29 protein-coding genes are annotated in these 25,965 nt (G+C 67.9%); 17 read left to right on the top strand and 12 right to left on the bottom strand.

All coding sequences use genetic code 11. The features are described from left to right. Window positions 1-5: 5 nt before the first annotated feature. From O7R11_RS00670 to rpiB, 5 genes are read right to left on the bottom strand one after another with little or no spacing between them, the layout of a single operon-like run. A complete protein-coding gene (locus O7R11_RS00670) occupies window positions 6-593 on the bottom strand; it encodes a riboflavin synthase (RefSeq protein WP_337995546.1) in 588 nt (195 codons plus the stop codon). A 19-nt stretch (window positions 594-612) separates the two neighbouring features. Next, window positions 613-1,728 carry a bifunctional diaminohydroxyphosphoribosylaminopyrimidine deaminase/5-amino-6-(5-phosphoribosylamino)uracil reductase RibD gene (gene ribD / locus O7R11_RS00665; RefSeq protein WP_337995545.1) on the bottom strand — a complete coding sequence of 372 codons (1,116 nt, stop codon included), beginning with the start codon at window positions 1,726-1,728 and terminating at the stop codon, window positions 613-615. Then, entirely contained in the window at window positions 1,700-2,170 is a 471-nt protein-coding gene (gene nrdR, locus O7R11_RS00660) for a transcriptional regulator NrdR (RefSeq protein ID WP_337995544.1), read from the bottom strand. Before nrdR ends, ribD begins: the two co-directional genes overlap by 29 nt. 26 nt (window positions 2,171-2,196) lie before the next feature. After that, on the bottom strand, window positions 2,197-3,492 hold the full coding sequence (gene glyA, locus O7R11_RS00655; RefSeq protein ID WP_337995543.1) for a serine hydroxymethyltransferase: 1,296 nt from the start codon (window positions 3,490-3,492) through the stop codon (window positions 2,197-2,199). A gap of 48 nt (window positions 3,493-3,540) precedes the next feature. After that, a complete protein-coding gene (gene rpiB, locus O7R11_RS00650) occupies window positions 3,541-3,996 on the bottom strand; it encodes a ribose 5-phosphate isomerase B (RefSeq protein WP_337995542.1) in 456 nt (151 codons plus the stop codon). A gap of 486 nt (window positions 3,997-4,482) precedes the next feature. On the opposite strand from rpiB, the gene O7R11_RS00645 reads away from it, so the two are divergent. Continuing rightward, complete coding sequence (locus tag O7R11_RS00645; RefSeq protein ID WP_337995541.1) at window positions 4,483-4,905, top strand: Ros/MucR family transcriptional regulator; 423 nt, start codon at window positions 4,483-4,485, stop codon at window positions 4,903-4,905. Between the two features lie 140 nt (window positions 4,906-5,045). Here O7R11_RS00645 and O7R11_RS00640 read toward each other — a convergent pair whose 3' ends face one another. Then, complete coding sequence (locus O7R11_RS00640) at window positions 5,046-5,228, bottom strand: DUF6898 family protein (RefSeq protein ID WP_337995540.1); 183 nt, start codon at window positions 5,226-5,228, stop codon at window positions 5,046-5,048. Continuing rightward, the gene (locus O7R11_RS00635; protein ID WP_337995539.1) at window positions 5,209-6,279 is read right to left on the bottom strand and encodes an enoyl-CoA hydratase/isomerase family protein; all 1,071 of its coding nucleotides are present in this window, start codon (window positions 6,277-6,279) and stop codon (window positions 5,209-5,211) included. Before O7R11_RS00635 ends, O7R11_RS00640 begins: the two co-directional genes overlap by 20 nt. Window positions 6,280-6,470: 191 nt before the next feature. Here O7R11_RS00635 and O7R11_RS00630 point away from each other — a divergent pair, with 191 nt between their 5' ends. The 6 genes from O7R11_RS00630 to O7R11_RS00605 all read left to right on the top strand — a co-directional run bounded on the left by O7R11_RS00630 (window position 6,471) and on the right by O7R11_RS00605 (window position 12,894). Continuing rightward, complete coding sequence (locus O7R11_RS00630; RefSeq protein WP_337995538.1) at window positions 6,471-7,757, top strand: O-acetylhomoserine aminocarboxypropyltransferase/cysteine synthase family protein; 1,287 nt, start codon at window positions 6,471-6,473, stop codon at window positions 7,755-7,757. Next, the gene (gene hemB, locus O7R11_RS00625; RefSeq protein WP_337995537.1) at window positions 7,754-8,764 is read left to right on the top strand and encodes a porphobilinogen synthase; all 1,011 of its coding nucleotides are present in this window, start codon (window positions 7,754-7,756) and stop codon (window positions 8,762-8,764) included. The genes O7R11_RS00630 and hemB overlap by 4 nt, the downstream gene beginning before the upstream one ends. 15 nt (window positions 8,765-8,779) lie before the next feature. Then, window positions 8,780-10,015, top strand: coding sequence for a threonine ammonia-lyase (locus O7R11_RS00620; RefSeq protein WP_337995536.1), 1,236 nt, complete (start codon window positions 8,780-8,782; stop codon window positions 10,013-10,015). A 273-nt stretch (window positions 10,016-10,288) separates the two neighbouring features. After that, window positions 10,289-11,158: a flagellar motor stator protein MotA gene (motA, locus tag O7R11_RS00615; RefSeq protein WP_337995535.1), complete on the top strand. Its 870-nt coding sequence runs from the start codon at window positions 10,289-10,291 to the stop codon at window positions 11,156-11,158. A 52-nt stretch (window positions 11,159-11,210) separates the two neighbouring features. Next, window positions 11,211-12,125, top strand: coding sequence for a flagellar motor protein MotB (gene motB / locus O7R11_RS00610; protein WP_337995534.1), 915 nt, complete (start codon window positions 11,211-11,213; stop codon window positions 12,123-12,125). Between the two features lie 28 nt (window positions 12,126-12,153). Next, on the top strand, window positions 12,154-12,894 hold the full coding sequence (locus tag O7R11_RS00605) for an arginyltransferase (RefSeq protein WP_337995533.1): 741 nt from the start codon (window positions 12,154-12,156) through the stop codon (window positions 12,892-12,894). Here O7R11_RS00605 and phnF read toward each other — a convergent pair. Further along, the gene (phnF, locus tag O7R11_RS00600) at window positions 12,875-13,654 is read right to left on the bottom strand and encodes a phosphonate metabolism transcriptional regulator PhnF (RefSeq protein ID WP_337995532.1); all 780 of its coding nucleotides are present in this window, start codon (window positions 13,652-13,654) and stop codon (window positions 12,875-12,877) included. The genes O7R11_RS00605 and phnF overlap by 20 nt on opposite strands. A gap of 91 nt (window positions 13,655-13,745) precedes the next feature. Between phnF and phnG the strand changes: the two genes are divergently transcribed. From phnG to O7R11_RS00560, 8 genes are all read left to right on the top strand, one after another. Then, window positions 13,746-14,213, top strand: a complete 468-nt coding sequence (gene phnG / locus O7R11_RS00595; RefSeq protein ID WP_337995531.1) for a phosphonate C-P lyase system protein PhnG — start codon at window positions 13,746-13,748, stop codon at window positions 14,211-14,213. Window positions 14,214-14,218: 5 nt separating this feature from the next. Next, window positions 14,219-14,845 carry a phosphonate C-P lyase system protein PhnH gene (gene phnH, locus O7R11_RS00590; protein ID WP_337995530.1) on the top strand — a complete coding sequence of 209 codons (627 nt, stop codon included), beginning with the start codon at window positions 14,219-14,221 and terminating at the stop codon, window positions 14,843-14,845. Between the two features lie 7 nt (window positions 14,846-14,852). Next, the gene (locus O7R11_RS00585) at window positions 14,853-15,926 is read left to right on the top strand and encodes a carbon-phosphorus lyase complex subunit (RefSeq protein WP_337995529.1); all 1,074 of its coding nucleotides are present in this window, start codon (window positions 14,853-14,855) and stop codon (window positions 15,924-15,926) included. Beyond that, entirely contained in the window at window positions 15,923-16,807 is an 885-nt protein-coding gene (locus tag O7R11_RS00580; RefSeq protein ID WP_337995528.1) for an alpha-D-ribose 1-methylphosphonate 5-phosphate C-P-lyase PhnJ, read from the top strand. Before O7R11_RS00585 ends, O7R11_RS00580 begins: the two co-directional genes overlap by 4 nt. Further along, entirely contained in the window at window positions 16,804-17,616 is an 813-nt protein-coding gene (gene phnK, locus O7R11_RS00575) for a phosphonate C-P lyase system protein PhnK (RefSeq protein ID WP_337995527.1), read from the top strand. The genes O7R11_RS00580 and phnK overlap by 4 nt, the downstream gene beginning before the upstream one ends. A gap of 2 nt (window positions 17,617-17,618) precedes the next feature. Further along, entirely contained in the window at window positions 17,619-18,314 is a 696-nt protein-coding gene (gene phnL / locus O7R11_RS00570; protein ID WP_337995526.1) for a phosphonate C-P lyase system protein PhnL, read from the top strand. Continuing rightward, window positions 18,311-19,447, top strand: a complete 1,137-nt coding sequence (locus tag O7R11_RS00565) for an alpha-D-ribose 1-methylphosphonate 5-triphosphate diphosphatase (RefSeq protein ID WP_337995525.1) — start codon at window positions 18,311-18,313, stop codon at window positions 19,445-19,447. Before phnL ends, O7R11_RS00565 begins: the two co-directional genes overlap by 4 nt. Before the next feature lie 186 nt (window positions 19,448-19,633). Next, on the top strand, window positions 19,634-20,335 hold the full coding sequence (locus tag O7R11_RS00560) for a DUF1045 domain-containing protein (protein ID WP_337995524.1): 702 nt from the start codon (window positions 19,634-19,636) through the stop codon (window positions 20,333-20,335). Here the strand turns inward: O7R11_RS00560 and O7R11_RS00555 are convergent, their stop codons facing one another. After that, on the bottom strand, window positions 20,336-20,965 hold the full coding sequence (locus O7R11_RS00555) for a DapH/DapD/GlmU-related protein (protein WP_337995523.1): 630 nt from the start codon (window positions 20,963-20,965) through the stop codon (window positions 20,336-20,338). It abuts the gene before it with no gap. A gap of 29 nt (window positions 20,966-20,994) precedes the next feature. Between O7R11_RS00555 and phnN the strand changes: the two genes are divergently transcribed. Next, complete coding sequence (phnN, locus tag O7R11_RS00550; protein ID WP_337995522.1) at window positions 20,995-21,534, top strand: phosphonate metabolism protein/1,5-bisphosphokinase (PRPP-forming) PhnN; 540 nt, start codon at window positions 20,995-20,997, stop codon at window positions 21,532-21,534. On the opposite strand, the gene phnE is transcribed toward phnN, so the two are convergent. From phnE to phnC, 3 genes are all read right to left on the bottom strand, one after another. Then, window positions 21,527-22,339, bottom strand: coding sequence for a phosphonate ABC transporter, permease protein PhnE (gene phnE, locus O7R11_RS00545; RefSeq protein WP_337995521.1), 813 nt, complete (start codon window positions 22,337-22,339; stop codon window positions 21,527-21,529). The two genes, phnN and phnE, sit on opposite strands and share 8 nt — an antisense overlap. A 74-nt stretch (window positions 22,340-22,413) precedes the next feature. After that, window positions 22,414-23,448, bottom strand: coding sequence for a phosphonate ABC transporter substrate-binding protein (phnD, locus tag O7R11_RS00540; RefSeq protein ID WP_337995520.1), 1,035 nt, complete (start codon window positions 23,446-23,448; stop codon window positions 22,414-22,416). A 45-nt stretch (window positions 23,449-23,493) separates the two neighbouring features. After that, a complete protein-coding gene (gene phnC, locus O7R11_RS00535; protein WP_337995519.1) occupies window positions 23,494-24,393 on the bottom strand; it encodes a phosphonate ABC transporter ATP-binding protein in 900 nt (299 codons plus the stop codon). Between the two features lie 248 nt (window positions 24,394-24,641). Here phnC and O7R11_RS00530 point away from each other — a divergent pair, with 248 nt between their 5' ends. Then, complete coding sequence (locus tag O7R11_RS00530) at window positions 24,642-25,955, top strand: diguanylate cyclase domain-containing protein (protein WP_337995518.1); 1,314 nt, start codon at window positions 24,642-24,644, stop codon at window positions 25,953-25,955. Window positions 25,956-25,965: the final 10 nt, after the last annotated feature.

Raw genomic sequence — 25,965 nt, 5'->3', positions numbered from 1 at the left:
CCGACCTACTCCCGTTCCAGCAGCCGCGCGACATAGCGGGCGAGCATATCGATTTCCAGGTTGACCTTGGTGCCCGGCGCATACCCGCCGAACAGCGTCACCTGCTGGGTGTGGGGGATGATGTTGACGCCGAAGGTGTCGCCCTCCACCTCGTTGACGGTCAGCGACACGCCGTCCACCGCCACCGAGCCCTTGGGAGCCATGAAGTTCTTGAGCGCCGCGGGCACGCGGAAGACGAAACGCTTGGACTCGCCGTCGTCGCGCACCGAGACCACCTCGCCCACCCCGTCCACATGGCCGGAGACGATGTGGCCGCCGAGTTCGTCGCCCACCTTGAGGGCGCGCTCCAGGTTGATCCGGACGCCGACCTGCCACCCGGCGAGGGTGCTCTTGGAGAGGGTCTCGGCGGAGGCCTGCACCGCGAACCAGCCGGGGCCGGTTTCGATCACCGTCAGGCAGACGCCCGAATGGGAGATGGAGGCGCCGATGTCCACCGTTTTCATGTCGTAATGGGTCTGAATCTCGAAGCGCGTGTCGCCGTCCCTGGCGATGGCGCGCACCGTGCCCATGTCGGTGACGATTCCGGTAAACATCAGTGTACTCCCGTCATTTTCAAGTTTCCCGTTGATAGTCCTCAAGCGCATCGCCGTCCAGGGGCAAGCGGCGCACCAGGCGGAAGCGCGGCATCTCCGCCAGGGGGCCGAGGCCGAAGGGCGCGATTCCGGGCATGCCGTCGCCGCCGATCAGCGCGGGCGCGCGGAACCACGAGACCGCATCCACCGCGTCGGCGGCGAGGAAGGCCGCATTGAGCCGCGCCCCGGCTTCCAGCAGCAGGCGCGTCAGCCCCTCCCCGGCCAGCATCTCCAGCACCGCGGCGATATCCGGCCTGCCGTCCGCGCCCGCCGCCGCCGTCAGGCAGCGCACCCCGAGCGCGGCGAGGCGCGCGTCGCGCTCCGCGTCGCGGCGCGCCGAGACCAGCCACACCGGGGAATCGGCGGCGGTCTTCCACAGCCGCGCGGCGGCGGAAACCGGCGCGCGCCCTTCCAGGACGATGCGCACCGGCTGGCGCGCGGCGAACCCCGGCAGGCGCGCGGTCAACAGCGGGTCGTCGGCGGCCAGGGTTCCCGCCCCGGTCAGCACCGCATCGGCCTCGGCGCGCAGGCGGTGCCCCTCGGCGCGCGCCCGCGCGCCGGTGATCCACTTGCTCTCGCCCGCGGCGGTGGCGATGCGGCCGTCGAGCGTGGAGGCCACCTTCATCCGCACCCACGGGCGGTTGCGCGTAATCCGGCTGAAGAATCCGGCGTTGAGGTCCCGCGCCTCCTCCGCCAGCACGCCCTCGGTCACCGCCACCCCGGCGTCGCGCAAACGCGCCAGCCCGCGGCCGGAGACCCGGGGGTCCGGGTCGGTGCAGGCGGCGACGACGCGCGCGACGCCGGCGGCGACCAGAGCATCGGCGCAGGGCGGCGTCTTGCCGTGGTGGCTACAGGGTTCGAGGGAGACATAGGCGGTCGCGCCGCGCGCCGCATCGCCCGCCGCGTCGAGCGCCACGCGCTCGGCATGCGGACGTCCGCCGGGCCGGGTCCAGCCGACGGCGATCACCGCGTCCTCCTTGACCAGGACGCAGCCGACCGCCGGGTTCGGCCACACCCGGCCGAGGCCGCGCCGCGCCAGGGCAAGGGCGTGGCGGATGAACCGGCGGTCAGTTTCCGAAGGGGTGATCTTGCTCACCGATTTTCCCAACAAGCTCCTCGAAGTCTGTGACTTCACGGAAGTTCTTGTAGACGGATGCGAATCGGATATAGGCCACGGGGTCGAGCGCCAGCAGCGCCTCCATGACCATCTCGCCGATGTGCTCGGAGGAGATCTCGGTCTCGCCGGAGGATTCCAGACGGCGCTGGATCGCGGTGACCAGGCGCTCGATGCGCTCCTGGTCCACCGCGCGCTTGCGCACCGCCACCTGGATCGAACGGGCGAGCTTGTCGCGGTCGAAGGGGGTGCGGCGGCCGTCCTTCTTGACCACGATCATCTCGCGGATCTGCACCCGCTCGAAGGTGGTGAAGCGCGAGTTGCAGTTCGGGCACGAGCGGCGGCGGCGAATCGCCGAATTGTCCTCCGTCGGCCGCGAGTCCTTGACCTGGGTATCCTCGTTTCCGCAAAACGGACAGCGCATGTAACCCCCTCCTGGTTGCGGCCCGCCTATCCGCCGTAGGACAGATCGGGATAGATCGGGAAACGGGCGAGCAGGGCTTCCACCTCGCCGTGCACCCGCGCCTCGACCATCGAATCGCCGTCCGGGTTCTGGTGCAGAACCTCGAGGACGTCGCAAATCAGGTTGCCGACCAGCTGGAATTCCGCAACGCCGAAGCCGCGCGTCGTCGCCGCCGGGGTCCCCAGACGGATGCCGGAGGTGACGGTGGGCTTCTCGGGGTCGAAGGGAATGCCGTTCTTGTTGCAGGTGATGCCGGCGCGCTCCAGCGCCTTCTCGGCGACGTTGCCGGTCAGCTTCATCGGCCGCAGGTCCACCAGCATCAGGTGGGTGTCGGTGCCGCCGGAGACGAGGTCGAGGCCGCGCGCCTTGAGCACCGTGCCCAGCGCCTTGGCGTTGTCCACCACCTGCTTGCCGTAGTCGCGGAAGGCCGGGGTCAGCGCCTCGCCGAAGGCCACCGCCTTGGCGGCGATGACGTGCATCAGCGGCCCGCCCTGCGAGCCGGGGAAGATCGCGGAGTTGATCTTCTTGGCGAGGTCCGCGTCGTTGGTGAGGATCATGCCGCCGCGCGGGCCGCGCAGGGTCTTGTGGGTGGTGGTGGTGACGACGTGGGCGTATTCCATCGGGTTGGGGTGCACGCCCGCGGCGACCAGCCCGGCGAAGTGCGCCATGTCCACCATGAACACCGCCCCCACCTCGTCGGCGATGGCGCGGAAGGCGGCGAAATCGATCACCCGCGGATAGGCGGAACCGCCGGTGATGATCAGCTTCGGCTTGTGTTCGCGGGCGAGCTTCGCCACCGCGTCCATGTCGATGCGCTGGTCGTCGGGGCGCACGCCGTACTGCACCGCGTCGAACCACTTGCCGGAGACCGCGGGCGGCGCGCCGTGGGTGAGGTGGCCGCCGGCGTCCAGGGAGAGACCCATGATGGTGTCGCCCGGCTTCACCGTGGCGAGCAGCACCGCGAAGTTGGCCTGCGCGCCGGAGTGCGGCTGCACGTTGGCGAACTGCGCGCCGAACAGCGCCTTGGCGCGGTCGATGGCGAGCTGCTCGGCGACATCGACGAATTCGCAGCCGCCGTAGTAACGCTTCGCCACGTAGCCTTCCGCATACTTGTTGGTCAGCACCGACCCCTGCGCCTCCAGCACCGCGCGCGAGACGATGTTTTCCGAGGCGATCAGTTCGATCTGCCCCCGCTGCCGTCCCAGTTCACGGGTCAGCGCGGCGGTGAGGTCGGGGTCGGTTTCGGCCAGGGAAGCGGAGAAAAAAGCGTCGGTTGGAAGCATCCGTTGAACCTTTCTTGAAGATACAGTCGCGGCGGCATCCGCCGGAAGTCACCTCGGCCCCATCATCGCGACTCGCCGTTCGTGGCGGCCGCCCTCGAAGGGCGTGGAGAGGAACACGCGCAGGCAATCCTTCGCCACCTCCTCGCCGATCGTCCGCCCGCCGAAGGCGATGACGTTGGCGTCGTTGTGCTGGCGGCAGAGCCGGGCGCCGAAGGCGTCGTGCACCAGGGCGGCACGCACGTGGGCAAAGCGGTTGGCGGCGATGGAAATGCCGATGCCGGTGCCGCAGATCAGGACGCCGCAGGCGGCCTCGCCCTTGGCCAGAGCCTCGGCCATGCGGGCGGCGAAGACCGGATAATCGACGGAGGCCGTGCCCTCGGTGCCGAGGTCGAGAACGGTGCGTCCGTCCGCCTCCAAAGCCGCCTTCAGCACGTCCTTCAGCGCAACGCCGCCGTGATCGCCGGCGATGGCGACGACTCCCGCATCGAGCACCCCTTCCGCCACCTTCCCGCACTCCCTTGCGCGGCGTCCCGCGCGAAAACGCCAAAATCCCGATCTCTTGTCGAAGACAAATCGGGAAACCGCATTTGAAATACCATATGTTGTGTCTGATTGCCAGAGAACCCGGAAAAAAGACGCGACATCGCGATAATACCTGCAACTATTCTCGCATTGGCTGAGCGCCTCCTCCATTTAGGCGTAAACAACATGGGTTTATACAATCTATGGGCGATTTCCGCGAGGACGCACTTTATATTCGTGCACAATCAACGTGCGGCGGACAACCAATTGCCCTCCCGTTTAAGTTTCTATGGCAAACGAGAGGTCTCATACCAGCGCACGGCCCGGTCTGTTCAGGCGGTAATATTTTCCTACTAAGTGCTCTTTATGGAATGAATATTCAGAACCCACTCAAATACAATTGACACCTATTCGGAAGGATGACATTTTTTCGCGTCGCCCATTCAAACGTTGTGGAGTTCAAGAACCATGTCCGGCACGTCCAATGAAAAGCCTCAGAAAGACGACGTGATGAAGATGGCGGTCGACATTGTTTCGGCATACGTAAGCAATAATCCGCTCCCGTCCGCGCAAATCACCGAGGTCATCCGTTCCGTATTCGGCGCTCTCGATTCCCTTAGCGGGGGGGCGGCGGAAATGCGGGAAGAAGCGCCTAAACCCGCCGTGCCGATCAAGAAATCCGTCACCGCGGATTATTTGATCTGCCTGGAGGACGGGAAGAAGCTGAAAATGCTCAAGCGTCACCTGCGCACGAACTACGGCATGACCCCAGACGAATACAAGTCGAAATGGGGCCTTCCGGCCGATTATCCCATCGTGGCTCCCAACTATGCTTCGCAGCGCTCCGCCTTTGCGAAGAAGATAGGCCTGGGGCGCAAGACGAAGGGTTGAGAGATCAAGTTCCGGCAGGCCCTATCAGAAGCGGCGGAGAGACCGTGCAGAGCTTGGCGGACGTGACCTCCACATGATTTTGGGCAGTCATTTCCAGACGGTCGGAACGGCGGCGGCGCCTTGTGACGCCGCCGTTCCGTTCATCTAGCCTTCTGCCGTTTCTTGAGCACGTACTGCAATTTCCTGAGAGCGGCCTGCTGCAAAGTATAGCGGCTGAGACTCGCGCTGCCGACGATCGACACCTCGACGCCCGAGGCCGAATCGATGGCGCTCACCTTCACCGCATTGCCCACCTGGACGAATTCAAACAGAACTTCCGGCATCTTCCCGTTCTTCCGGCAAGGACGCGAAACAGGCGTCGATGATGTCCTGGTGCACGCTCTCGACGCTGCCGGGGAGCCACACCGGCGCGCCGTCCCGGTCCTCGAAGGCGGCGCGGATGCCCTCGTAGACATCGCATCGCCGCACGAAGCGCGCGGCGATGCGGTAATCCGTCTCCAGCGCCGCTTCGAGCCCGGCGTTGCGGGCGCGGCGCAGCGCGGCGAGCGCCACGCACAGCGAGGTCGGGCAGCGCCGCGCCATCAGCTCGCGCGCGGTCGCCGCAAAGTCGCCGGTCTCCGCCGCCAGGGCCTGCGCGATGCCTTCCACCGTCGGTTCGCTGAAGATGCGGCCGATGATCCCGGCGTGCGCCCGCATCAGCCCTTCCGGCGGCACGCCGCGATGCGCCTCGACGATGGCGCGCACCGCAGCGGGGGGAAGCCTCTCCGCCCCTTCCAGCGCGGCGCGCAACGCGGCGAAGCGGGTGGACGGCACGTGCGCCGTGGCAAGGCCGAGGTCCACCGCGTCGGCGGCGCCGATCGCCGCGCCGGTGAGCGCCAGATATTCCCCCATGCCGTCCGGCAGACGCGACAGCACGAAGTTGATTCCGCCGTCGGGGAACCAGCCGAAACCGCAGCCGGGCACCAGCAGGCGCAGGTTCTCGCCGACCACGCCGATGCCGCCGAGCAGCGCGAGCCCGGAGCCCGCCGCCGCCGCGGTGCCGTCGATCAGGCGCACCAGCGGCTTGCGGAACGCCGCAAGCCGCCGGGTCAGGCGGTAGCAGGCGGCGAAGAGGCGCAGGTTGGCGTCGGTTTCGCCGGCCAGCCGCGCCGCATAGACCATGCGGGTGTCCACCCCGGCGCAGAAGGTGCGCCCCGGCGCGGCGCAGATCAGCACCGCGTCGGTTTCGGCGTCGGCCTCCCAGTCGTCGAGGGCCTGGTGGATGGCGAGGGCGTCCGCGTGGGTCAGGGCGTTCATCGCCGCCTTGCGCCGCAGGGTGACGGTGCCCAAACGGCCGCGCCGTTCGATGGCGGGTGTCGCAGTATCGCCGAGCATGGCAATGCCTTTCCTGACGCGGTAGCTCCCTGCCGCACTATAGCGTAATCCGCCGCGTGCGCTGAACCGGGATTATTAAACGATATATAAATGTATAATTTATATATCTACTTTAGATATATGGTTTATCTTGACGTTGCCGGGCTTCCATGCCCATATCGACGGACGTCCGCAACCAAGGAGCCGCGCCAATGACCAGCCTCCATCCCGAGACCATCGCCCTGCACGGCGGCTTCCGCAAGGACCCGGCGACCAATTCGGTGGCCGTGCCGATCTACCAGACCGCTTCGTACCAGTTCGACGGCGCGCAGCACGCCGCCGACCTCTTCGCGCTCAAGGAATTGGGCAACATCTACACCCGCCTGATGAACCCCACCCACGATGCGCTGGAGCAGCGCATCACGGCGCTGGAGGGCGGCGTCGCGGCGTTGGCCGTGGCGTCGGGCCAGGCGGCCTCCACCTACGCGATTCTCAATATCTGCCAGGCGGGCGACAACTTCGTCACCTCCACCGACCTCTACGGCGGCACCTGGAACCTGTTTTCCCATACCATGAAGCAGATGGGCATCGAGGCGCGTTTCGTCGATCCGGCGGATCCGGAGGCGTTCGCCCGCGCCACCGATGCGAAGACCCGCGCCTGGTATGCCGAAACCCTGCCCAACCCGAAGCTCCAGGTGTTCCCCATCGCCGAGGTGGCGGCGCTCGGCCGCAAGATCGGCGTGCCGCTGATCGTGGACAACACCGCCGCGCCGATCATCTGCCGCCCGCTCGATCACGGCGCCGCGGTGGTGATGTACTCCACCACCAAGTACATCGGCGGCCACGGCACCTCGATCGGCGGCATCGTGGTGGACGGCGGCAACTTCGACTGGGCGGCGCATGCGGAGCGCTTCCCCCTGCTCACCCAGCCGGACCCGAGCTATCACGGCGCGGTGTGGACCGAGGCGGTGAAGCCCTTGGGTCCGATCGCCTACATCCTCAAGATGCGCGTCACGCTGCTGCGCGATACCGGCGCGGCGACCACGCCGTTCAACGCCTTCCTGCATATCCAGGGGCTGGAGACCCTGCCCCTGCGCATCCGCGCCCACTGCGAGAACGCCGCCAAGGTGGCGGCCTACCTGTTCACGCACCCCAAGGTCGCGCGCGTCATCCACCCGAGCGTGCAGACCGGCGCGGCGCGCGCACGCGCGGAGAAGTACCTCAAGGGCGGCATGGGCGGCCTGCTCGGCTTCGAACTCAAGGGCGGGCTTGCGGCGGGGCGCGCCTTCATCGATGCGCTGGAGCTGTTCTACCACGTCGCCAACATCGGCGACGCGCGCAGCCTGGCGATCCACCCGGCGAGCACCACCCACGCCCAGCTCACCGCGGAGGAGCAGCTTGCCACCGGCGTTTCCGAGGGGTATGTACGCCTATCTATCGGCATAGAACACATCGACGACATCCTCGCCGATCTTGAGCAAGCGTTGGAGAAAGCATGACCGCAGCATCCGCCACGGGTGCGTTTCCGCACACCCGGATGCGCCGCAACCGGCGTCACGACTGGTTGCGACGCATCGCCGCCGAGAACACCCTTTCCGTCAACGACCTGATCTGGCCACTGTTCGTCTCCGACCGCGCCGAGGACTGCGTCGGGATTCCCACCATGCCCGGCGTGGTGCGTTACGACGTTCCGGGCGCGGTGGCGGCGGTGGGGCGCGCCAAGGCGCTGGGGATTCCGGCGGTGTGCCTGTTCCCCTCGATCGACCCCAAGCTCAAGACCCCGGATGCACGCGAAGCCGCCAACCCGGACAACCTGGTCTGCCGCGCGGTGCGCGCGATCAAGGCGGCGCATCCGGAAATCGGGGTGATCTGCGACGTGGCGCTCGACCCGTTCAACAGCGACGGCCACGACGGCATCGTGCGCGACGGCTACGTGATCAACGACGAGAGCATCGCCGCCCTGGTCTCCCAGGCGCTGGTGCAGGCGGCGGCGGGTTGCGACGTGCTGGCCCCCTCGGACATGATGGACGGCCGGGTGCGCGCCATCCGCGCGGCGCTGGACGAGAGCGGCTTCCTCGATGTCGGCATCCTCGCCTACTCCGCCAAGTATTGCTCCGCCTTCTACGGCCCGTTCCGCGATGCGGTGGGCTCCGGCGGCGCGCTCAAGGGCGACAAGAAGACCTATCAGATGGACCCGGCCAACACCGACGAAGCGCTGCGCGAGGTCGCGCTCGACATCGCCGAGGGCGCGGACATGGTGATGGTGAAGCCCGGCATGCCGTATCTCGACGTGCTCTACCGCGTCAAAGAGACCTTCGGCCTGCCCACGGTGTGCTATCAGGTGAGCGGCGAATATGCGATGCTGCGCGTCGCCGCCGACGCCGGGTGCTTCGACTACAGGAAGATCGTCCTCGAGAGCCTGACGGCGTTCAAGCGCGCGGGCGCCGACGGCATCATCACCTACTTCGCCTGCGAGGCCGCAGCCTGGCTGAAGGAAACCGCCTGAAAGGGAAATCCCCACGTGACGAAGTCTCCGGTCACTCTCGACACGATCCGCCAGGCGCAACGCCAGTTGCGCGGCCATGTGGTGCGCACCCCCCTGGTCGCGGCGCCTGCGCTTTCCGAGATGACCGGCGTGGACGTGCGCCTGAAGCTCGAAAACCTGCAACTCACCGGCGCGTTCAAGGCGCGCGGCGCGCTGATCCGCCTGATCAGCCTGCCGTCGGAAGCGCGGCGCGCCGGGGTGATCGCGGTCTCGGCGGGCAACCATGCGCAAGGCGTGGCCCGGCATGCGGGCAGGCTCGGCATTCCGGCGACCATCGTGATGCCGCAGGGCACGCCGCTCACCAAGATTCAGCGCACCGAGGCGCTCGGCGCTGCGGTGGTCAAGCGCGGCGAAAGCTACAGCGAGGCGGAGGAATTCGCCCTGGCGCTCGCCGCGGAGAAGGGCCTCACCATGGTCCACCCCTTCGACGACCCGCTGGTGATCGCGGGCCAGGGCACCATCGGCCTGGAAATCCTCGAGGACTGCCCGGAGGTGGACGCGGTGATCGTCCCGATCGGCGGCGGCGGCCTGATCTCCGGCATCGCCACGGCGATCGCGGCGGAAAAGCCGCAGGTGATGGTGGACGGCGTGCAGGCCTACACCTACGCGGGGATGAGCGGCGCGATCTCCGGTTTCGGCGGCGCGATCGGCGGCGCGACTCTGGCCGAGGGCATCGCGGTGAAGAAGCCGGGCAAGCTCACCCGCTCGATCTGCGAGGCGCTGGTGCGCGACATCTACACGGTCAGGGAAACCGACATCGAGCGCGGCGTCGAGATCCTGTTCTCCGCCCACAAGCAGATCGCCGAGGGCGCAGGCGCCGCACCGCTGGCCGCACTGCTCGCCAACCACGCGCGCTTCGCCGGCAAGACGGTGGTTCTGGTGGTCTCCGGCGGCAACATCGACCCCGCGCTGCTCGCCACCATCCTGATGCGCGGCCTGGCGCGGGAAGGCCGCCTCACCCGCCTGCGCATCGGCATTCCGGACCAGCCGGGGGCGCTCGCCGGGGTGGCGCGGGTGATCGGCGAGGCCGGCGCCAACATCGTCGAGGTGCACCACCAGCGCCTCTTCCTCGACGTTTCGGTGAAGATGACCGAACTCGACGTGCTGGTGGAAACCATGGGCTTCGACCACGTCGCCGATCTGGTGGAAGCGCTCGGCGCGGCGGGATTCCCGGCGCGGGTTCTCTCCTCCAATGCCCAGGCGGCGGGATAAAGACTACCCGGTTACATCTTGAGGTATTCCACCAAAGGTATAATGCTTCTAAAAATTTTCGGCGCGAACTCTCCAGGTCACAGCCAGCATCCGCGACGACGGCGCGGAAAAACTTCCCGGCTACCTCTTGCCGCGATAAAACAAGCCACGATCTCCATGAGAAGTTGGGGATTTTTTGTCCACTCCCTTGACTTGCACGACGCCAGTTGGCGATAAAGATACCTGTTGCCCGGCTTGGCGGGTCGGCACCAGGATCTGGGCCTGAGGAAAAATATGTTCGTCATTATCGGTTTCGTGACGGTGATCGGGTGCGTGCTCGGCGGCTATCTGATGGTCGGCGGAGAACTGGCCGTCCTGTTCCAGCCCGCAGAGTTCATCATCATCTTCGGCGCGGCGATCGGCGCCTTCTTCGTCGGCAATCCGGCAAGCGTGATCGGCGGTTCGGCCAAGAGCTTCGGCACCCTGTTCAAGGGCTCGCGGCACAGCAAGAAGACCTATCTCGAAACCCTGTGCATGCTCTACCAGATCTTCCGCCTGGCCAAGACCAAGGGCGATCTGGCGCTCGAAAGCCACGTGGAAAAGCCCGAGGAAAGCCCGATCTTCACCGCCTATCCGACGTTCGCCAAGGACCACCACGCGCTCGCCTTTCTGTGCGACTACCTGCGCCTCCTGACGCTCGGCACCAACAATGCGCACGAGGTGGAAACCATCATCGAGGCGGAAATCGAGGCGCACCATCACGAACTGACCCAGGTTTCCAGCGCGATCACCAACATCGCCGACGGCACCCCGGCGCTCGGCATCGTCGCGGCGGTTCTGGGCGTGATCCACACCATGGGCTCGATCTCCGAGCCGCCGGAAGTTTTCGGCCACCTGATCGGCGGCGCGCTGGTCGGCACCTTCGCCGGCGTGTTGATTTCCTACGGCTTCGTCGGCCCGATCGGCCACGCGCTGGAAGTCACCTACGAGTCCGAAACCGACTTCCTGAAGTGCATGCGCACCGCCATTCTGGCGCATATGCAGGGCTACGCGCCGCAGGTCTCCGTGGAATTCGCCCGCAAGATCCTGCCGCCGCACGTCCGCCCCAGCTTCCAGGAAGTCGAGGAAGCGATCAGCAACGCAGGCTCCGAGGCAGCGGCCTGATTCCCGGAACACCGCATCTCTCCGCACGGGATCGGGATGAGTCGAGGCGAGTATGGCGGAAGACGGCAAGAAACCGGTCATCAAGAAGGTCATCAAGAAGGGCGGCCACGGCCACCACGGCGGCGCGTGGAAGATCGCCTACGCCGACTTCATGACCGCGATGTTCGCTTTCTTCCTGCTGATGTGGCTGTTGAACTCGATGACCGAGCAGCAGCTCTCCGGCATCGCCGACTATTTCGCGCCGACCACCGCCTCGCTCAGCAAGAGCGGCGCGGGCGGCATGCTCGGCGGCAAGGTGATCGGCGAGGGCGTGCTGTCCAGCAACTCCAGTTCCAGCGCCTTCAATCCCGGCCTGCCGCCGCCGACCTTCAACAACGGCGAATCCCAGCAGGACCAGGCCCCCTCCGAAGACGAGATGCAGAAGGCGCAGGCGGAGAAGGAACAACAGCAGTTCGAGCAGACCGCCGACGAAATCCGCAAGGCGATCGAAGGGGTGCCCGATCTCAAGGAACTGGGGAAGAACCTGCTGATCGACAACACGCCGGAAGGCCTGCGCATCCAGATCGTCGATCGGGACGGCGCGGCGATGTTCCCCTCCGGCTCCAGCCGGATGAACCCCAACATGCGCCGCCTGCTCGGCCTCGTCGCCACCGCGGTCAAGGACGTGCCGAAGAAGGTGGCGATCTCCGGCCATACCGATTCGACCAAATACGCGGACCCCAACGGCTACGGCAACTGGGAACTCTCGTCCGACCGCGCGCTGGCCTCGCGGCGGGTGCTGGTGGAAGAGGGCTTCCCCGCGCAGCGGGTGCAACGCGTCGTCGGACGGTCGGACACCGATCCCCTGGACGACAAGAACCTGGGCAGCCCGCAAAACCGGCGCATCAGCATCGTGCTCTTGCGCGACAGCATCGCCCAGGCGGAAAAAGAACGTGCGACACCGCAATCCCTGGGGATCACCAAGTAGGGTGTGCGTTCCGGCTGCATGAGGCGCCATGAAGACCTATCGCACCGAGACCTTCGTCTTCCACACCACGGCGCCCGCGCCGTGCCCCTACCTGCCGCACCGCCTGGAGCGCAAGGTGGTGACCGAACTCGGCCAGGGCGACGCCGCGCGCTTCCACGAAATCCTCTCGCGCTCCGGCTTCCGCCGCAGCCACGCCATCGCCTATGCCCCCGCCTGCCCCGGCTGTTCCGCCTGCGTGCCGGTGCGCATCGACGCCGCCAACTTCCGCGAGGGCCGCACCTTCCGGCGCATCCGCCGCGCCAATGCGGACCTCACCCCTGCCCCCTGCCCGGCGGTCGCCACCGGCGAGCAGCACCGCCTGTTCCTGCGTTACCAGGAGGTCCGCCACGCGGGCGGCGACATGGCGGCGATGGAGTTCCACGAATACCGCTCGATGATCGAGGACAGCCCGATCGAAACCCTGGTGCTGGAATTCCGCGATCCGCAGGAGGAACTGGCCGCCGCGGTGCTCGCCGACGTGATGGAAGACGGCCTCTCGGCGGTCTATTCGTTCTACCGCCCCGACATGCCGAAGCGCAGCCTCGGCAGCTTCGTGGTTCTCACCCTGATCGACGCCTGCCGCAGGCTCGGCCTGCCCTACCTCTATCTCGGCTACTGGATCGCGGAAAGCCGCAAGATGGCCTACAAGGCCCATTTCCAGCCGCTCGAAGGCTACGGCCCGGCGGGCTGGCATCGCCTTCCTCCGCCGCCTACGGATCGTCCGGACTGACCACCAGTTGCACCACCTCGCCGTTGAAGGCGGTGCGCCCGTATTCGATGGGAATCCCCTCGGCGTCGATGTTGACCGATTCGGTGATCAGCACCGGGCGGTTCTTCGGTTGCTTCAGAAGCTCCGCTTCCTCCAGGGTCGGCATCCGTGCGGTCACCCGCGTGCTCTTGCGCGTGTAGTCGAAGATGCCGAAGTAGGCATAGGCCGCGGTGATCGATTTCCGCTGACGATAAATATCAAGAAATCCCTGGAACCGATTGAGCGGAAAGTAGTGTTCCGCGGTGCTGATCGGCCGCCCATCGGCCTGGGACAGGTGCCGCACCCACACCGTCGGCTCGCTGTCGGCAAGCCCGAGGGCGCGCGCCACGGCGTGCGGCGCCGGGCGCTCGCCGCAGTCCAGGATAACCCCGGAAGGCTCCAGGTTCTGCCGCCGCAGGTTCTCGGAAAAGCGGGTGCGCCGCGACAGCTGGTAGTCGATGACGTTCTCGTGGACGAAGGTGCCGCGTCCCCGCTCCACCCGGATCAGGCTCTCGATCTCGAGGTTGGCGAGCGCGCGGCGGATGGTGTGGCGGTTGACCGCAAAATGCGCCGCCAGTTCGAACTCGGTGGGCAATTGCTCGCCGGGCTTGATCGCTCCGGAGCGGATGGCGCGGGCCAACAACGCCTCGACTTGTCGCCACAGCGGCGCGCCGTTCCCACGCCCGACATGCGCGGAACGCAGCCATTCCGCGGGCTCTGCGGCGGTTTTTTCGGCGGTCATGGTTCCCCCACAAAACGTTCACGAATTCGGGCTTTCGAAAACGCTTCCAGTGTAATAGCATGACGGCATGTTGTCTAGACAAAGGTCCGCCATGACCCGATGCACCGCCTCAGACGATGCCGCCAACGCCGCCGCCCGGCAAGGCTGGATGCGCCTTTTCGCGCTGTCCGACGCCGCCGCGCTCGAAGCCGCCCTGCCCGGCGGCCTGGCGGACGAGGTGCGCGTGCTGCGCGCGCCGGAAGTCGGCCTGGTGATGGTGCGCGGCCGCACCGGCGGCGGCGGCGCGCCCTTCAACCTCGGCGAGATGCCGGTGGCGCGCTGCTCCGTGGCGCTTGCCGACGGCACCGTGGGCCATGCCTACGTCGCCGGGCGCGACCGCGCCAAGGCCAGGGCCGCGGCGATTCTCGATGCCCTGATGCAGCGCCCGGAAGCCCGGGCGGAACTGGAACGCACGCTGATCGCGCCGCTTTCCGCCGCGCTTGCGGCGCGGCGGCAGGCCGCGGCGGAAAAGACCGCCGCCACCCGCGTCGATTTCTTCACCATGGTCCGTGGAGACTGACCCCGATGATGCCCTTCCCCTCGCCCACCGCCGCCCTGGCGCCGCATCTGCCCTCGCCCGGCTTCGCCGACCCGGTGCGCGACGCGCAAAGGTGCTTCCGCAAGGTGCTCGCCGCGATCTCCTATCCCGGCCGCCTGCAGGACATGCGCGGGCTGTTGTCTATCGCGCCGGGGCCGCTCCACCCCGCCGCCGCGGCGCTCTGCCTCGCGCTTTTCGACCTCGACACGCCGGTGTGGCTGGGGCGCTCGGTGGACACCCCGGACGTGCGGCAGTTCCTCTCCTTCCATTGCGGCTGCCCGGTCGCGGCGCAGCCCGGCGAGGCGGCCTTCGCCGTGCTCTCCGCCGAGGAGGCGACGGCGCTGATGGAGGCCTTCCACGTCGGCACGCCGGAATACCCGGACCGCGCAGCCACTCTCCTGATCCAGACCTCCGCGCTCGCGGGCGGTCCGGCGGCGGAGATCGCCGGCCCCGGCATTCCCGGCAGCCAGGCGATCGAGGCGGCGGGACTCACTCCCGAGTTCTGGGCGCGGCGCGGCGCGATCAACGCGCTGTTCCCCACCGGGCTGGACATGATCCTGATCGACGCGCAGCGCATCGCCGGGCTGCCGCGCACCGTCCGCATCGAGAGGTAGGTTCGTCATGTACGTTGCGGTCAAGGGCGGCGAAAAGGCGATCGACAACGCCCATGCGCTGCTGGCGGAAGAACGGCGCGGCGACCCCGCGGTGCCGGAGCTTTCCATCGCGCAGATCAAGGAACAGATGACCCTGGCGGTGGACCGGGTGATGAGCGAGGGCTCGCTCTACGACGCCGACCTCGCGGCGCTGGCGCTGAAGCAGGCGCGCGGCGATGCGGTGGAGGCGATCTTCCTGCTGCGGGCCTACCGCACCACCCTGCCGCGCTTCGCCGCGAGCCTGCCGGTGGACACCGCGAAGATGACGATAAACCGCCGCATTTCCGCCACATTCAAGGACCTGCCGGGCGGCCAGGTGCTCGGCCCGACCTTCGACTACACCCACCGCCTGCTGGATTTTTCGCTGATGGCCGACGCGGCGGAAGCGCCCCGGGCCGCCGCCGCGCCCGCCGACGATGCGGCGATGCCGCGCGTCGTGGACATCCTCAACCACGAGGGGCTGATCGAGGCGGACTCCGCGCCCGCCGACGCCGAGCCCGGCGACCTCACCCGCGAACCACTGACCTTTCCCGCCGGGCGGGATTTGCGGCTGCAGAACCTGGCGCGCGGCGACGAGGGCTTCGTCCTGGCGCTCGCCTACTCTTCGCAGCGCGGCTTCGGCAACAACCACCCCTTCGCCGGGGAGATCCGCCTCGGCGGCGTGGAGGTGGAGATCGTCCCCGAGGAGTTGGGCTTCCCCATCGTCATCGGCGAGGCGGAGCTGACCGAGTGCCACATGATCACCCAGTTCACCGGCTCGAAGACGCAGCCGCCGCAGTTCACCCGCGGCTACGGCCTCACCTTCGGCCGCAACGAGCGCAAGGCGATGGCGATGGCGATCGTGGACCGCAGCCTGCGCGCCGGGGAGTTCGACGAGGAGCGCCGCTTCCCGGCGCAGGACGAGGAGTTCGTCCTCGGCCATTCCGACAACGTCGAGGCCTCGGGCTTCCTGCAGCACCTCAAGCTGCCGCACTACGTGGATTTCCAGGGCGAGCTGGTCAACGTGCGCGCCCTGCGCGCCGAGGCGGAGACCGTACGATGAGCGAGACCGGCTACAACTTCGCCTATCTCGACGAACAGACCAAGCGGATGATCCGCCGCGCCATCTTGAAGGCGGTGGCGATCCCCGGCTATCAGGTGCCGTTCGCCGGGCGCGAGATGCCGCTGCCCTACGGCTGGGGCACCGGCGGCATTCAGGTGACCGCCGCGGTGATCGGCGCGGACGACACCCTCAAGGTGATCGACCAGGGCGCCGACGACACCACCAACGCGGTCTCGATCCGCCGCTTCTTCCAGAAGACCGCGGGGGTGGACACCACCACCGAGACCGCGGCGGCGAGCCTGATCCAGACGCGCCACCGCATCCCCGAGGAGCCGCTCACCGAGGCGCAGATCCTCGTCTACCAGGTGCCGATCCCCGAGCCGCTGCGCTGGATGGAGGCGCGCGAGTCCGAAACCCGCAAGATGCACGCCCTCACCGAATACGGGGTGATGCACGTGCGCCTCTACGAGGACATCGCCCACCTCGGCCGCATCGTCAAATCCTACGACTACCCGGTGCGGGTGAACGGCCGCTACATCATGGCCCCTTCGCCGATCCCGAAGTTCGACAACCCGAAGATGGACCACATGCCCGCGTTGCAGCTGTTCGGCGCGGGGCGGGAGAAGCGCATCTACGCGGTGCCGCCCTATACGTCCGTGGTCAGCCTGGATTTCGAGGACCATCCCTTCGAGGTGCAGACCTGGAGCGATGGCTGCGCGCTGTGCGGTGCGACCGACAGCTACCTCGACGAGGTGGTGATCGACGACAAAGGCGGCCGGATGATGGTGTGCTCCGACACCGACTATTGCGAAAAACGCCGCGCCGCCGGGCACCTCGGCCCGATGAGCGCCCCCTATGCGGAAACCGAGGCCGCCCGATGAACGTGCTCGCCGCTTCCTTCGCCCCCGGCCTCGACCCCGATCCGCCGCTGCTTGCGGTGCGCGGCCTGGCCAAGCATTACGGCACGACGCTGGGCTGCCGCGACGTTGCCTTCGACCTCTGGCCCGGCGAGGTGCTGGGCATCGTCGGCGAGTCCGGCTCCGGCAAAACCACGCTGCTCAACTGCCTCTCCGCGCAGATCGAGGCCGACGCGGGGGAAATCCTCTACCGCTGCCGCGACGGCGAGGAAGTGGACTTCCGCACCCTGCCGGAGGCGCGCAAGCGCGCGCTGCTGCGCGGCGAATGGGGCCTGGTCCACCAGAACCCGCGCGACGGCCTGCGTCTGCGGGTTTCCGCCGGGGCCAACATCGGCGAGCGGCTGATGGCGCAGGGCGCGCGGCACTACGGCGGCATCCGCGGCGAGGCGACCGGCTGGCTGACCCGCGTCGAGATCGACGCCGCGCGCACCGACGACCTGCCGCTCCACTTCTCCGGCGGCATGCAGCAGCGCCTGCAAATCGCCCGCACCCTGGTGACGCAGCCGCGCCTGGTGTTCATGGACGAACCCACCGGCGGCCTCGACGTCTCGGTGCAGGCGCGCCTGCTGGACCTCATCCGCGGCCTGGTGGACGAGGTCGGGGCCTCGTGCATCGTCGTCACCCACGACCTGGCGGTGGCGCGCCTGCTCGCCCACCGGCTGATGGTGATGAAGGCGGGCTGCGTGGTGGAACAGGGCCTCACCGACCAGGTGCTCGACGACCCGCACCACCCCTACACCCAGCTTCTGGTCTCCTCGGTCCTTCAGGTATGACGATGACAGTGATGCTCTCGGCCCAGAACCTCGCCAAGACCTACACCCTGCACACCCAGGGCGGCACCCGCATCCCGGTGTTCCGGGGGCTTTCGCTGGAGGTTTCCGCCGGGGAGTGCGTGGTGCTGCACGGCCCCTCGGGCGCGGGCAAGTCCACCCTGCTGCGCGCGATGTACGCCAACATCCTGCCCGACGAGGGCGAGATCCGGGTGCGCCACGCCGGGCGCATGGTGGACATCCTCGCCGCCAATTCCCGCACCGTCTTGCAGGTGCGCCGCCAGACTCTGGGCTACGTCAGCCAGTTCCTCCGCGTCATCCCGCGTGTGCCGACGCTCGACGTGGTCGCCGAGCCCCTGATCCGCCGCGGCGAGGACCGCGCGGCGGCGCGCGAGGCGGCGGCGGCGCTGCTGGCGCGCCTCAACATTCCGCCGCGGCTGTGGAGCCTCGCGCCCGCCACCTTCTCCGGCGGCGAGCAGCAGCGCGTCAACATCGCGCGTGGCCTGATCGCCCCCACCCCCATATTGTTGCTGGACGAACCCACCGCGTCGCTGGACGCCGCCAACCGCGCGGTGGTGACCTCCCTGATTTCCGAGGCCAAGGCCGCGGGCGCCGCCATCGTCGGGATTTTCCACGACGATGAGACCCGCGCCGCCGTGACCGACCGTTTGTTCGACCTTTCCACCGCGAAGGCAGCATGACCAGCATGATCCTCACCAATGCCCGCATCGTCACCGCCGACGCCGTGATCGACGGCACCGTCGAAGTCGAGAACGGCCTGATCCGCAGCATTTCGGAAGGACGCAGCGCCCTGCCCTCCGCCATCGACCTGGAGGGCGACCACCTGCTGCCCGGCCTGGTGGAGATGCACACCGACAACATGGAGAAGAACCTGGAGCCGCGCCCCGGCGTGAAGTGGCCCTCGCCGATGGCGGCGGTGCTGGCCCACGACGCGCAGATCGCCGCGGCGGGCATCACCACGGTGCTGGACGCGATCAGCATCGGCGAGGCCCACAAGCCGGGCCGCGACAGCTTCATCGACGACAGCATCGCGGGCGTCGTCCGCGGCCTGGAGGCGGACGTGCTGCGCGCCGACCACAAGCTGCATCTGCGCTGCGAGGTGGTGGGCGCGACGGTGGTGGACCTGGTGCGGCCGCATATGGACAACCCGCTGGTCAGGGTGATCTCGCTGATGGATCACACCCCGGGCCAGCGCCAGTGGCGGGAGCTCACCCACTGGTTGCAGTACCACAAGGCGGAACACCTGCCGCCGGAGGTGGTGCAGGAGCGCCTGGACACCCTGCGCGCCGCGCGCGAACGCTACGGCGAGACGCACCGCCGCGAGATCGTCGCCCTGGCGCAGCGGCACGGCCTGATCATCGCCACCCACGACGACACCGAACCCTCCCACGTGGACGAGGCGGCGCGCGAGGGCGCGGCGATCTCGGAATTTCCGACGACGCGGGAGGCCGCGGCGCGCGCCCACGAACTCGGCCTCGCCACGGTGATGGGCTCGCCCAACGTGGTGCGCGGCAGCTCGCACTCCGGCAACGTCTCGGCGCGGGAACTCGCCAGGGACGGCCTGCTCGACGGCCTCTCCTCCGACTACGTGCCGGTCAGCCTGCTGCACGCCGCCTTCCTGCTGTGGGAAGACCTCGGCCTCTCCCTGCCGCAGGCGGTCGCCATGGTCTCGGGCAATACCGCGCGGATGATCGGCCTGACCGACCGCGGCAGCATCGCGCCCGGCCTGCGCGCCGACATGGTGCGGGTGAGGCTGCTGCCCCGCCTGCCGGTGGTGCGCCAGGTGTGGCGTACCGGCAAGGCCGTGGCCTGAACACAAAAACTTTGCGAGGGGACTCGGTCCCCTCGCGCACCCCATAACTGATTTTCAGCCGCGAAGCGGCAGGCAACCTCTGCGTTGCAACCGCCTCAGGCTTATGGCGCTTCGCGCGAAAAAACTTATGGGAGGTCCGGAGGGACCGAGTCCCTCCGGAAAGTTTTTTCTTTTAGGAGGCTGCGCATGCCTGCGTTTCCGCGTTACGCCGTCTACTACGCGCCGGAGGAGGACGATCCCCTGTGGGCCTTGGGCAGCGCCTGGCTCGGCCGCGATGCGGCCTCGGGGGCGGCGCTGCCGCAGCCGGAGGTCAACGGCTTTTCCACCGCCGCGCTGGCGGCGCTGACCGGGGACCCGCGGCGGTATGGCCTGCACGCCACGCTGAAGGCGCCGTTCCACCTTGCCGAGGGATGCGGCGAGGCGGATTTTCTCGCCGCGGCGGAGGGCTTCGCCGCGGCGGAAGCGCCGTTCGACCTGCCGGGTCTCGCGGTGGGCCGCCTGGGCAACTTTCTCGCGCTGCTGCCCACCGAACCCTGCCTCGCGCTGCACGAGATGGCGGAGCGCTGCGTACGCGGACTGGATGGCTTCCGCGCGCCGCCCACGGCGGCGGAGCTGGAACGGCGGCGCGCCGAGGCGCTTTCGCCGCGCGAGCGCGACCACCTGCGCGCCTGGGGATACCCCTACGTGCTGGACTCCTACCGCTTCCACATCACGCTTACGGATTCGATCGCCGATGCCGGGTTGCGCGGCGACCTGTTCGATGCGGCGCGCGCCTTTTTCGGCTCCGCATGCGCCCGCGCGGTGCCGGTGCGCGGCATCTGCGTGTTCGCGCAGGCGGCCGCGGGCGCACCGTTTATGTTAATTCAACGCTTAAACTTCAAGGCGTAACTACTTGTCATGGGCGGGATCGTGTTTCTCGCAGAACGCCTCCACCGGCAACCCGCGAAAGTCCGCGAGCGCGGCGGCGAGGGTCTGGTGCGGCCAGTCCCACCAGGCGATGCGCTTGAGAGACTCCTGCACCGGGCCGGAGAAACGGTAGCGCAGGATGCGCCCCGGATTGCCGACGCAGACCGCATAGTCCGGCACATCGCGGGTGACGATGGTCCCCGCGCCCACCACCGCGCCGGTGCCGACGCTGCGCCCCGGCATGATCAGCGCGCCGTGGCCGATCCACACGTCGTGGCCGATGGAAACCGCGTGGGCGCGCCGCCAGGCGAAGAAATCCGCATCGTCCTCCCCCAGGCCATAGGCCGAGGCGCGGTAGGTGAAGTGGTGCTGGGTGGCGCGCGCCATCGGGTGGTTGCCGGGGTTGATGCGGGTGTGCGAGGCGATGGAGACGAACTTGCCGATGGCGGCGTAGACGATCTCCGCATCGCCCGCGACGTAGCTGTAGTCGCCGAAGGTTGTTTCGGCGAGGATGCAGCGCGGCCCGATCTCGGCGTAGGCGCCGAGGGTGCAGCCGCGGACCTCGGCGGTGGGATCGATCGCCGGCGCGGGGCCGAGCTTGGCTTGGGTCATCTCAACACCATCCTGCTGGGGGAAAAACCATGGGCGGACGCCTGATCTACGTGATGGGTCCTTCGGGCGCGGGGAAGGACAGCGTGCTGCGCGCCGCGCGGCAGGCCGCGCCGCCGGAGATGTGGTTCGCGCACCGCTACATCACCCGCCCGGCGGACGACGCCTCGGAGAACCACGTCGCCCTTTCGCCCGCGGAGTTCGCGGCGCGGCGCGATGCGGGCGGCTTCGCGCTGCATTGGCAGAGCCACGGCTGGTCCTACGGCATCGGCATCGAGATCGACGCCTGGATGGCGGCGGGCAGCGACGTGGTGGTCAACGGCTCGCGCGCCGCCTTCGACGCGGCGCACCGGCGCTACCCCGCCCTGCTGCCGGTGCTGGTCACCGCCGCGCCGGAGATTCTGCGCGCCCGGCTCGCCGCGCGCGGCCGCGAGAGCGCCGAGGCGCTGGAGGCGCGGCTGCACCGCAACGCCGGGCTGGCGGTGCGGCACCCCGGCCTCGTCACCATCGCCAACGACGGAACCCTGGAAGACGCGGCGCACCGCTTCCTCTATCTCACGCTGCTCAGGTGAAGAGCTTGCGCAGGCGCTGCGAAGCGAGGTCGAGCAGCGTCACGGTGATCACGATGAGGATCATCACCGCCGCGGTTTCGCTGTAGTTGAAGCCGCGGATATCCTCCCACAGCACCATGCCGATGCCGCCCGCGCCGACCAGGCCGACCACGGTGGCGGAGCGCACGTTGGATTCGAAGCGGTAGAGCGCGAACGAAATCCAGAGAGGCATCACCTGCGGGATGACGCCGAAGATCACCTCCTGCACCGGGTGCGCGCCGGTGGCGCGGATGCCTTCCACCGGGCGCGGGTCCACCGCCTCCACCGCCTCGGAGAACAGCTTGGCGAGAATGCCGGTGGTGTGGACGAACAACGCCATCACGCCCGCGAACGGCCCCAGGCCGACGGCGACGACGAACAGCATGGCGAAGACCATCTCGTTGATCGCGCGGAAGGAGTCCATCAGGCGGCGCACCGGCTGGCAGACCCACCACGGCACGACGTTTTCCGCCGAGAGCACGCCGAAGGGCACCGCCGCGACCACCGCGAGCGCGGTCCCCCACAGGGCGATCTGCAGGGTGACCAGCATTTCCTGGAGGAACAGCCGCCATTGCGAGAAATCCGGCGGGAAGAAGCCCTCGGCGAACACCCGCATGTTGCCCGCATAGTTCAACAGGTCCAGGGGCCGCATCTCGGCCCCCCTCCAGGACCCGAGCAGCGCGGCGCAGAACACCGCCCAGCCCACCGTTTTCAGGAACCGCGCACGGCGGTCCGGCTGCGGCAACGCGATCGCGGATACGGCATATCGGGGGGCGGCGTCTTCCATGGTTCAACCCTTTCCTGCATATGTGCGAACGCCCGGCAGCGGCCTGCTCCGGGCGTTCGCGGCGATTGGGATGCTCAGTCCTTGCGGAATTCCACGGTCTTGGCCAGAGCGTCCAGGGCCTTCAGCTTGGCGTCGAGATCGGCGATCTTCACGGCCTTCTCCTTGGCGTCCATGCCGGGATTGGCCTCGGTCTTCAGCTTGTCGCGGAAGGCCTGCATCTGGCGGATCGGGATGAGCTGCTGGTTGGAGGAGGCGATGAACGGCGCCCAGCCGGAGGACATGTCCGCCAGCACCTTGCGCTCATGCTGCACCTGGGCAAGGTCGCCGGTGCGGCCGTAACGCATGAAGAAGTAGTAGATCTTCTGCTTGGCGTCGGCGTCCAGGTTCTTGCGCCACACGATCGGGTCCGAGGGGATCAGCGGGGAGCGCCAGATCTCCTTGACTTCGCCGGCCTCCTTCGGGTGCACCTTCTTCAGGCGGTCGATCGATTCGGTGTTGTTGGTGGCGACGTCCACCTGCTTGTTGGCGACCGCCATGGCGTTGACTTCATGGCTGGCGTTGCGCACCACCTTGAAGCATTCCTTGGGGTCCACGCCGTTCTGGGCGAAGACGTAGTAGCTCGGCACCAGGAAGCCGGAGGTGGAATTCGGATCGCCGTTGCCGAAGGCGAGGCTCTTGTCGCACTTCAGAACGTCCTTGAGGCTGGAAATCGGGCTGTCCTTGTGCGCCAGCAGCAGCGACCAGTAGCCCGGGTTGCCGGTGACGTCCATGGTCTGGGCGAAGATCTCGCCGCCCGCGCGGTCCACCGCTTCCATCGCGCTCTTGTTGCCGTACCAGGCGATATCGACCTTGTTGAAGCGCATGCCTTCGATGATGCCGGCGTAGTCCGGGGCGAAGAACGCCTTCACCTTCACGCCCAGGGCCTTCTCCATGTCTTTGAGGAAGGGATCGAAGCCGGCCTTCAGGGCCTGCGAGGATTCCGTGGAGATGATGCCGAAATTCAGGACCTGGGGCATCTTGGCCGAGGCGCCGGGAGCTGCCGCAAGCAGCGCAGCCGCGGCGACCGAGGCAACCAGAAAAGTGCGGAACATGATGTGAAGTCTCCTCATTGACGACGATGGCGGGAAAAATTCGAGGCGGTGGTCTGCATGCGGTCAGTCGCCATTACAGCCGACGGCACGCAGGGTCGGATGGGCCGCCGCGGGCCCGGTGGCGGGTTCCGGCGGAGTTCCGGACCCCATGGTCTCGTCCATCAGAAGCTCTTCGCACTGCGCGCCGTAGAGCGCGCACAGGGTGGCGACGTCCAGCGCGTCGCTCGGACCGTCGTAGAGCAGCCGCCCCTGCGCCAGGGCGACGGCGCGGGGGCAATATTTCTTGGCGTAGGCCACCTGATGCAGGGAGACCACCACGGTGGTCCCGTCCTCGCGGTTGATCTCGGCGAGCGACTGCATGACGCGGCGCGCGCTTTCCGGATCGAGCGAGGCGATCGGCTCGTCGGCGAGGATGATCGAGGCCTTCTGCAGCAGGGCGCGGGCGATCGCGCCGCGCTGCTGCTGGCCGCCGGAAAGCGTCGAGGCGCGCTGCATCGCATAGTCCGCCATATCGACGCGGGCGAGCGCCTCCATCGCGGCCATCTTTTCGGCGCGGCTGAAGCGGCCGAGCGAACCGCGCCAGAAGCCGATGCGCCCGAGACCGCCGAGCAGCACGTTCTCGAGCAGCGACAGCCGCCCCACCAGGTTGAACTGCTGGAAGATCACCGCCACGTCGGCGCGCAGGCGGCGCACGTCGTGGGAGAGGCGGCCGTTCACCTGCACCGGGCTGCCGTGGACCGTGACCTCGGAGCTTTTGCCGATCTTGCCGCGGTCGGCGACGAGAAGGCCGCTGACATGGCGGATCAGCGTGGATTTGCCGGAGCCGGAAGCGCCGATCAGCGCCACCATCTCGCCGTGGCCGATGGACAGCGAAATGCCGTCCAGGGCGCGGCGGGAACCGCTGCGCCCTCCCGCTCCCTTGCCGAAGGTCTTGCTGAGATCCGAAACTCGAATGGCCGTCATTGATCCACCCCGCAGTACGCGATGGATCGCACCTTCGGCCAAAAACCGTGGCCTTGTCGTTTTCCCGCAGAAGAAAATTTTATGATAGAAATGTTATGGCGAAACCGCGCTCTTGCGCATATTCGGAAAACCGGAAATTCTCCGGAGGACTTCGCTCTACTCGCGGTATCATGGAGACTTGGTATCGTGAGATGTCTTGGCGTAGTATCCCGCTGGAATACGGATGCCCGCAACAACGACCGGAAACCATGACCAACATCGGCAGCCTCTGCATCGTCTCCCAGGATCGCGAACGCGCGAGGCATATAGGGGCGTTCTTCGAACATGCACGCTACCGCGTCGCCATCCACGCCGATGCGGAAAGCGCCCTTGCCGCGGTGCGCACCTTCCCGCCGGATGTGGTGCTGATCGGCGAAAACGCCGATGCCGGATTCTCCGCCGGGGTTCTCCAGGCGGTGCGCAGCCACGCCGAAACCGCCGACATTCCCGTCGCGCTGGACATGGCGGCCGCGCCCGGCTGGCGCGGCGCGGCGGGCGCGCGCTTCGACGACGTGCTGCCGGTCAACCTCGACGCCGACGCCATGGTCTTCCGGCTGCAGCCGCTGTTCCGCCTCTCCACCATGCTCGCCGAGCTGCGCCTGCGCGGCGACAAGGCCGCGCCGCCCCGCTTCGACGCCGCGCCCGCCGCCTTCGGCACGGTGCGGGCGCTCTACCTGTCGCTCAACCCGCCGCAGACCCTGCCGCAGAACTTCCTGAGCGGCGACGTGCTGTGGGAAACCGCCGCCTCCACCGCGGAGGCGGAAAGCATCATCACCGGCCCCGGTTTCTTCGACGTGGCGATCATCGACGCGCCCGGCGGCATGATCGAGGATATCGTCGCCTTCTGCCGCGACATGCGCGACAATCCGCGCCTGTTCAACCTGCCCTTCCTGGTGCGCATGCCCGAGATCACGCCGGAGGACTGCCGCGATCTCTACCGCTCCGGCGCCAGCCGAGTCCTGCCGGAGGAAGGCGACGACGCCCTGTTGCAGCGCGAGGCGGAGGCCCTGATCCAGTTGCAGACGCGCCGCAACGCGGTGCGCGACGCGCTGCGCCGCACCCTCACCGAGGCGACCGGACATCCCCGCCAGGCGGTCTATACGGAAGCCTTCCTTGTCCCCTATCTTTCTGCCCGGCTTGCCATCGCCGTGGAGCGCGACCGCGCGCTCAGCGTGGTGCACCTGCACCTGCCGGAAGCGCTCTCCCTGCGCGAGGAAGCCGGGGAAGCCGCCTGCCGGATCCTCTCCGAGCAGTTGGGCCGCTGGCTTTCGCGGCTGGTCCGCGTCGAGGACCTGGCGGCGCGGTTGACCGACTCCGACTTCGTCGTGGTGCTGCCCGACACCCTGCCCTCCGAGGCGCAGTTCGTGATGAACCGCATCGCAGGCGTGCTCACCTTCACCGACTTCGCGGTGCCCGAGGTCTACCGCCCGGTGAAGATCTGGCCGCTGGTCGGCGTCGCGGGGATGGAGCCGGGCGACACCGCCGAGGGCATTCTGATGCGTGCCCGCGCCAACCTCAGCTGACCGCGCCGCC

This window comes from Oleispirillum naphthae (assembly GCA_027864655.1).
Lineage (GTDB): Bacteria > Pseudomonadota > Alphaproteobacteria > Rhodospirillales > Rhodospirillaceae > Oleispirillum > Oleispirillum naphthae.
This window is presented reverse-complemented; position numbering and strand designations above follow the sequence as displayed.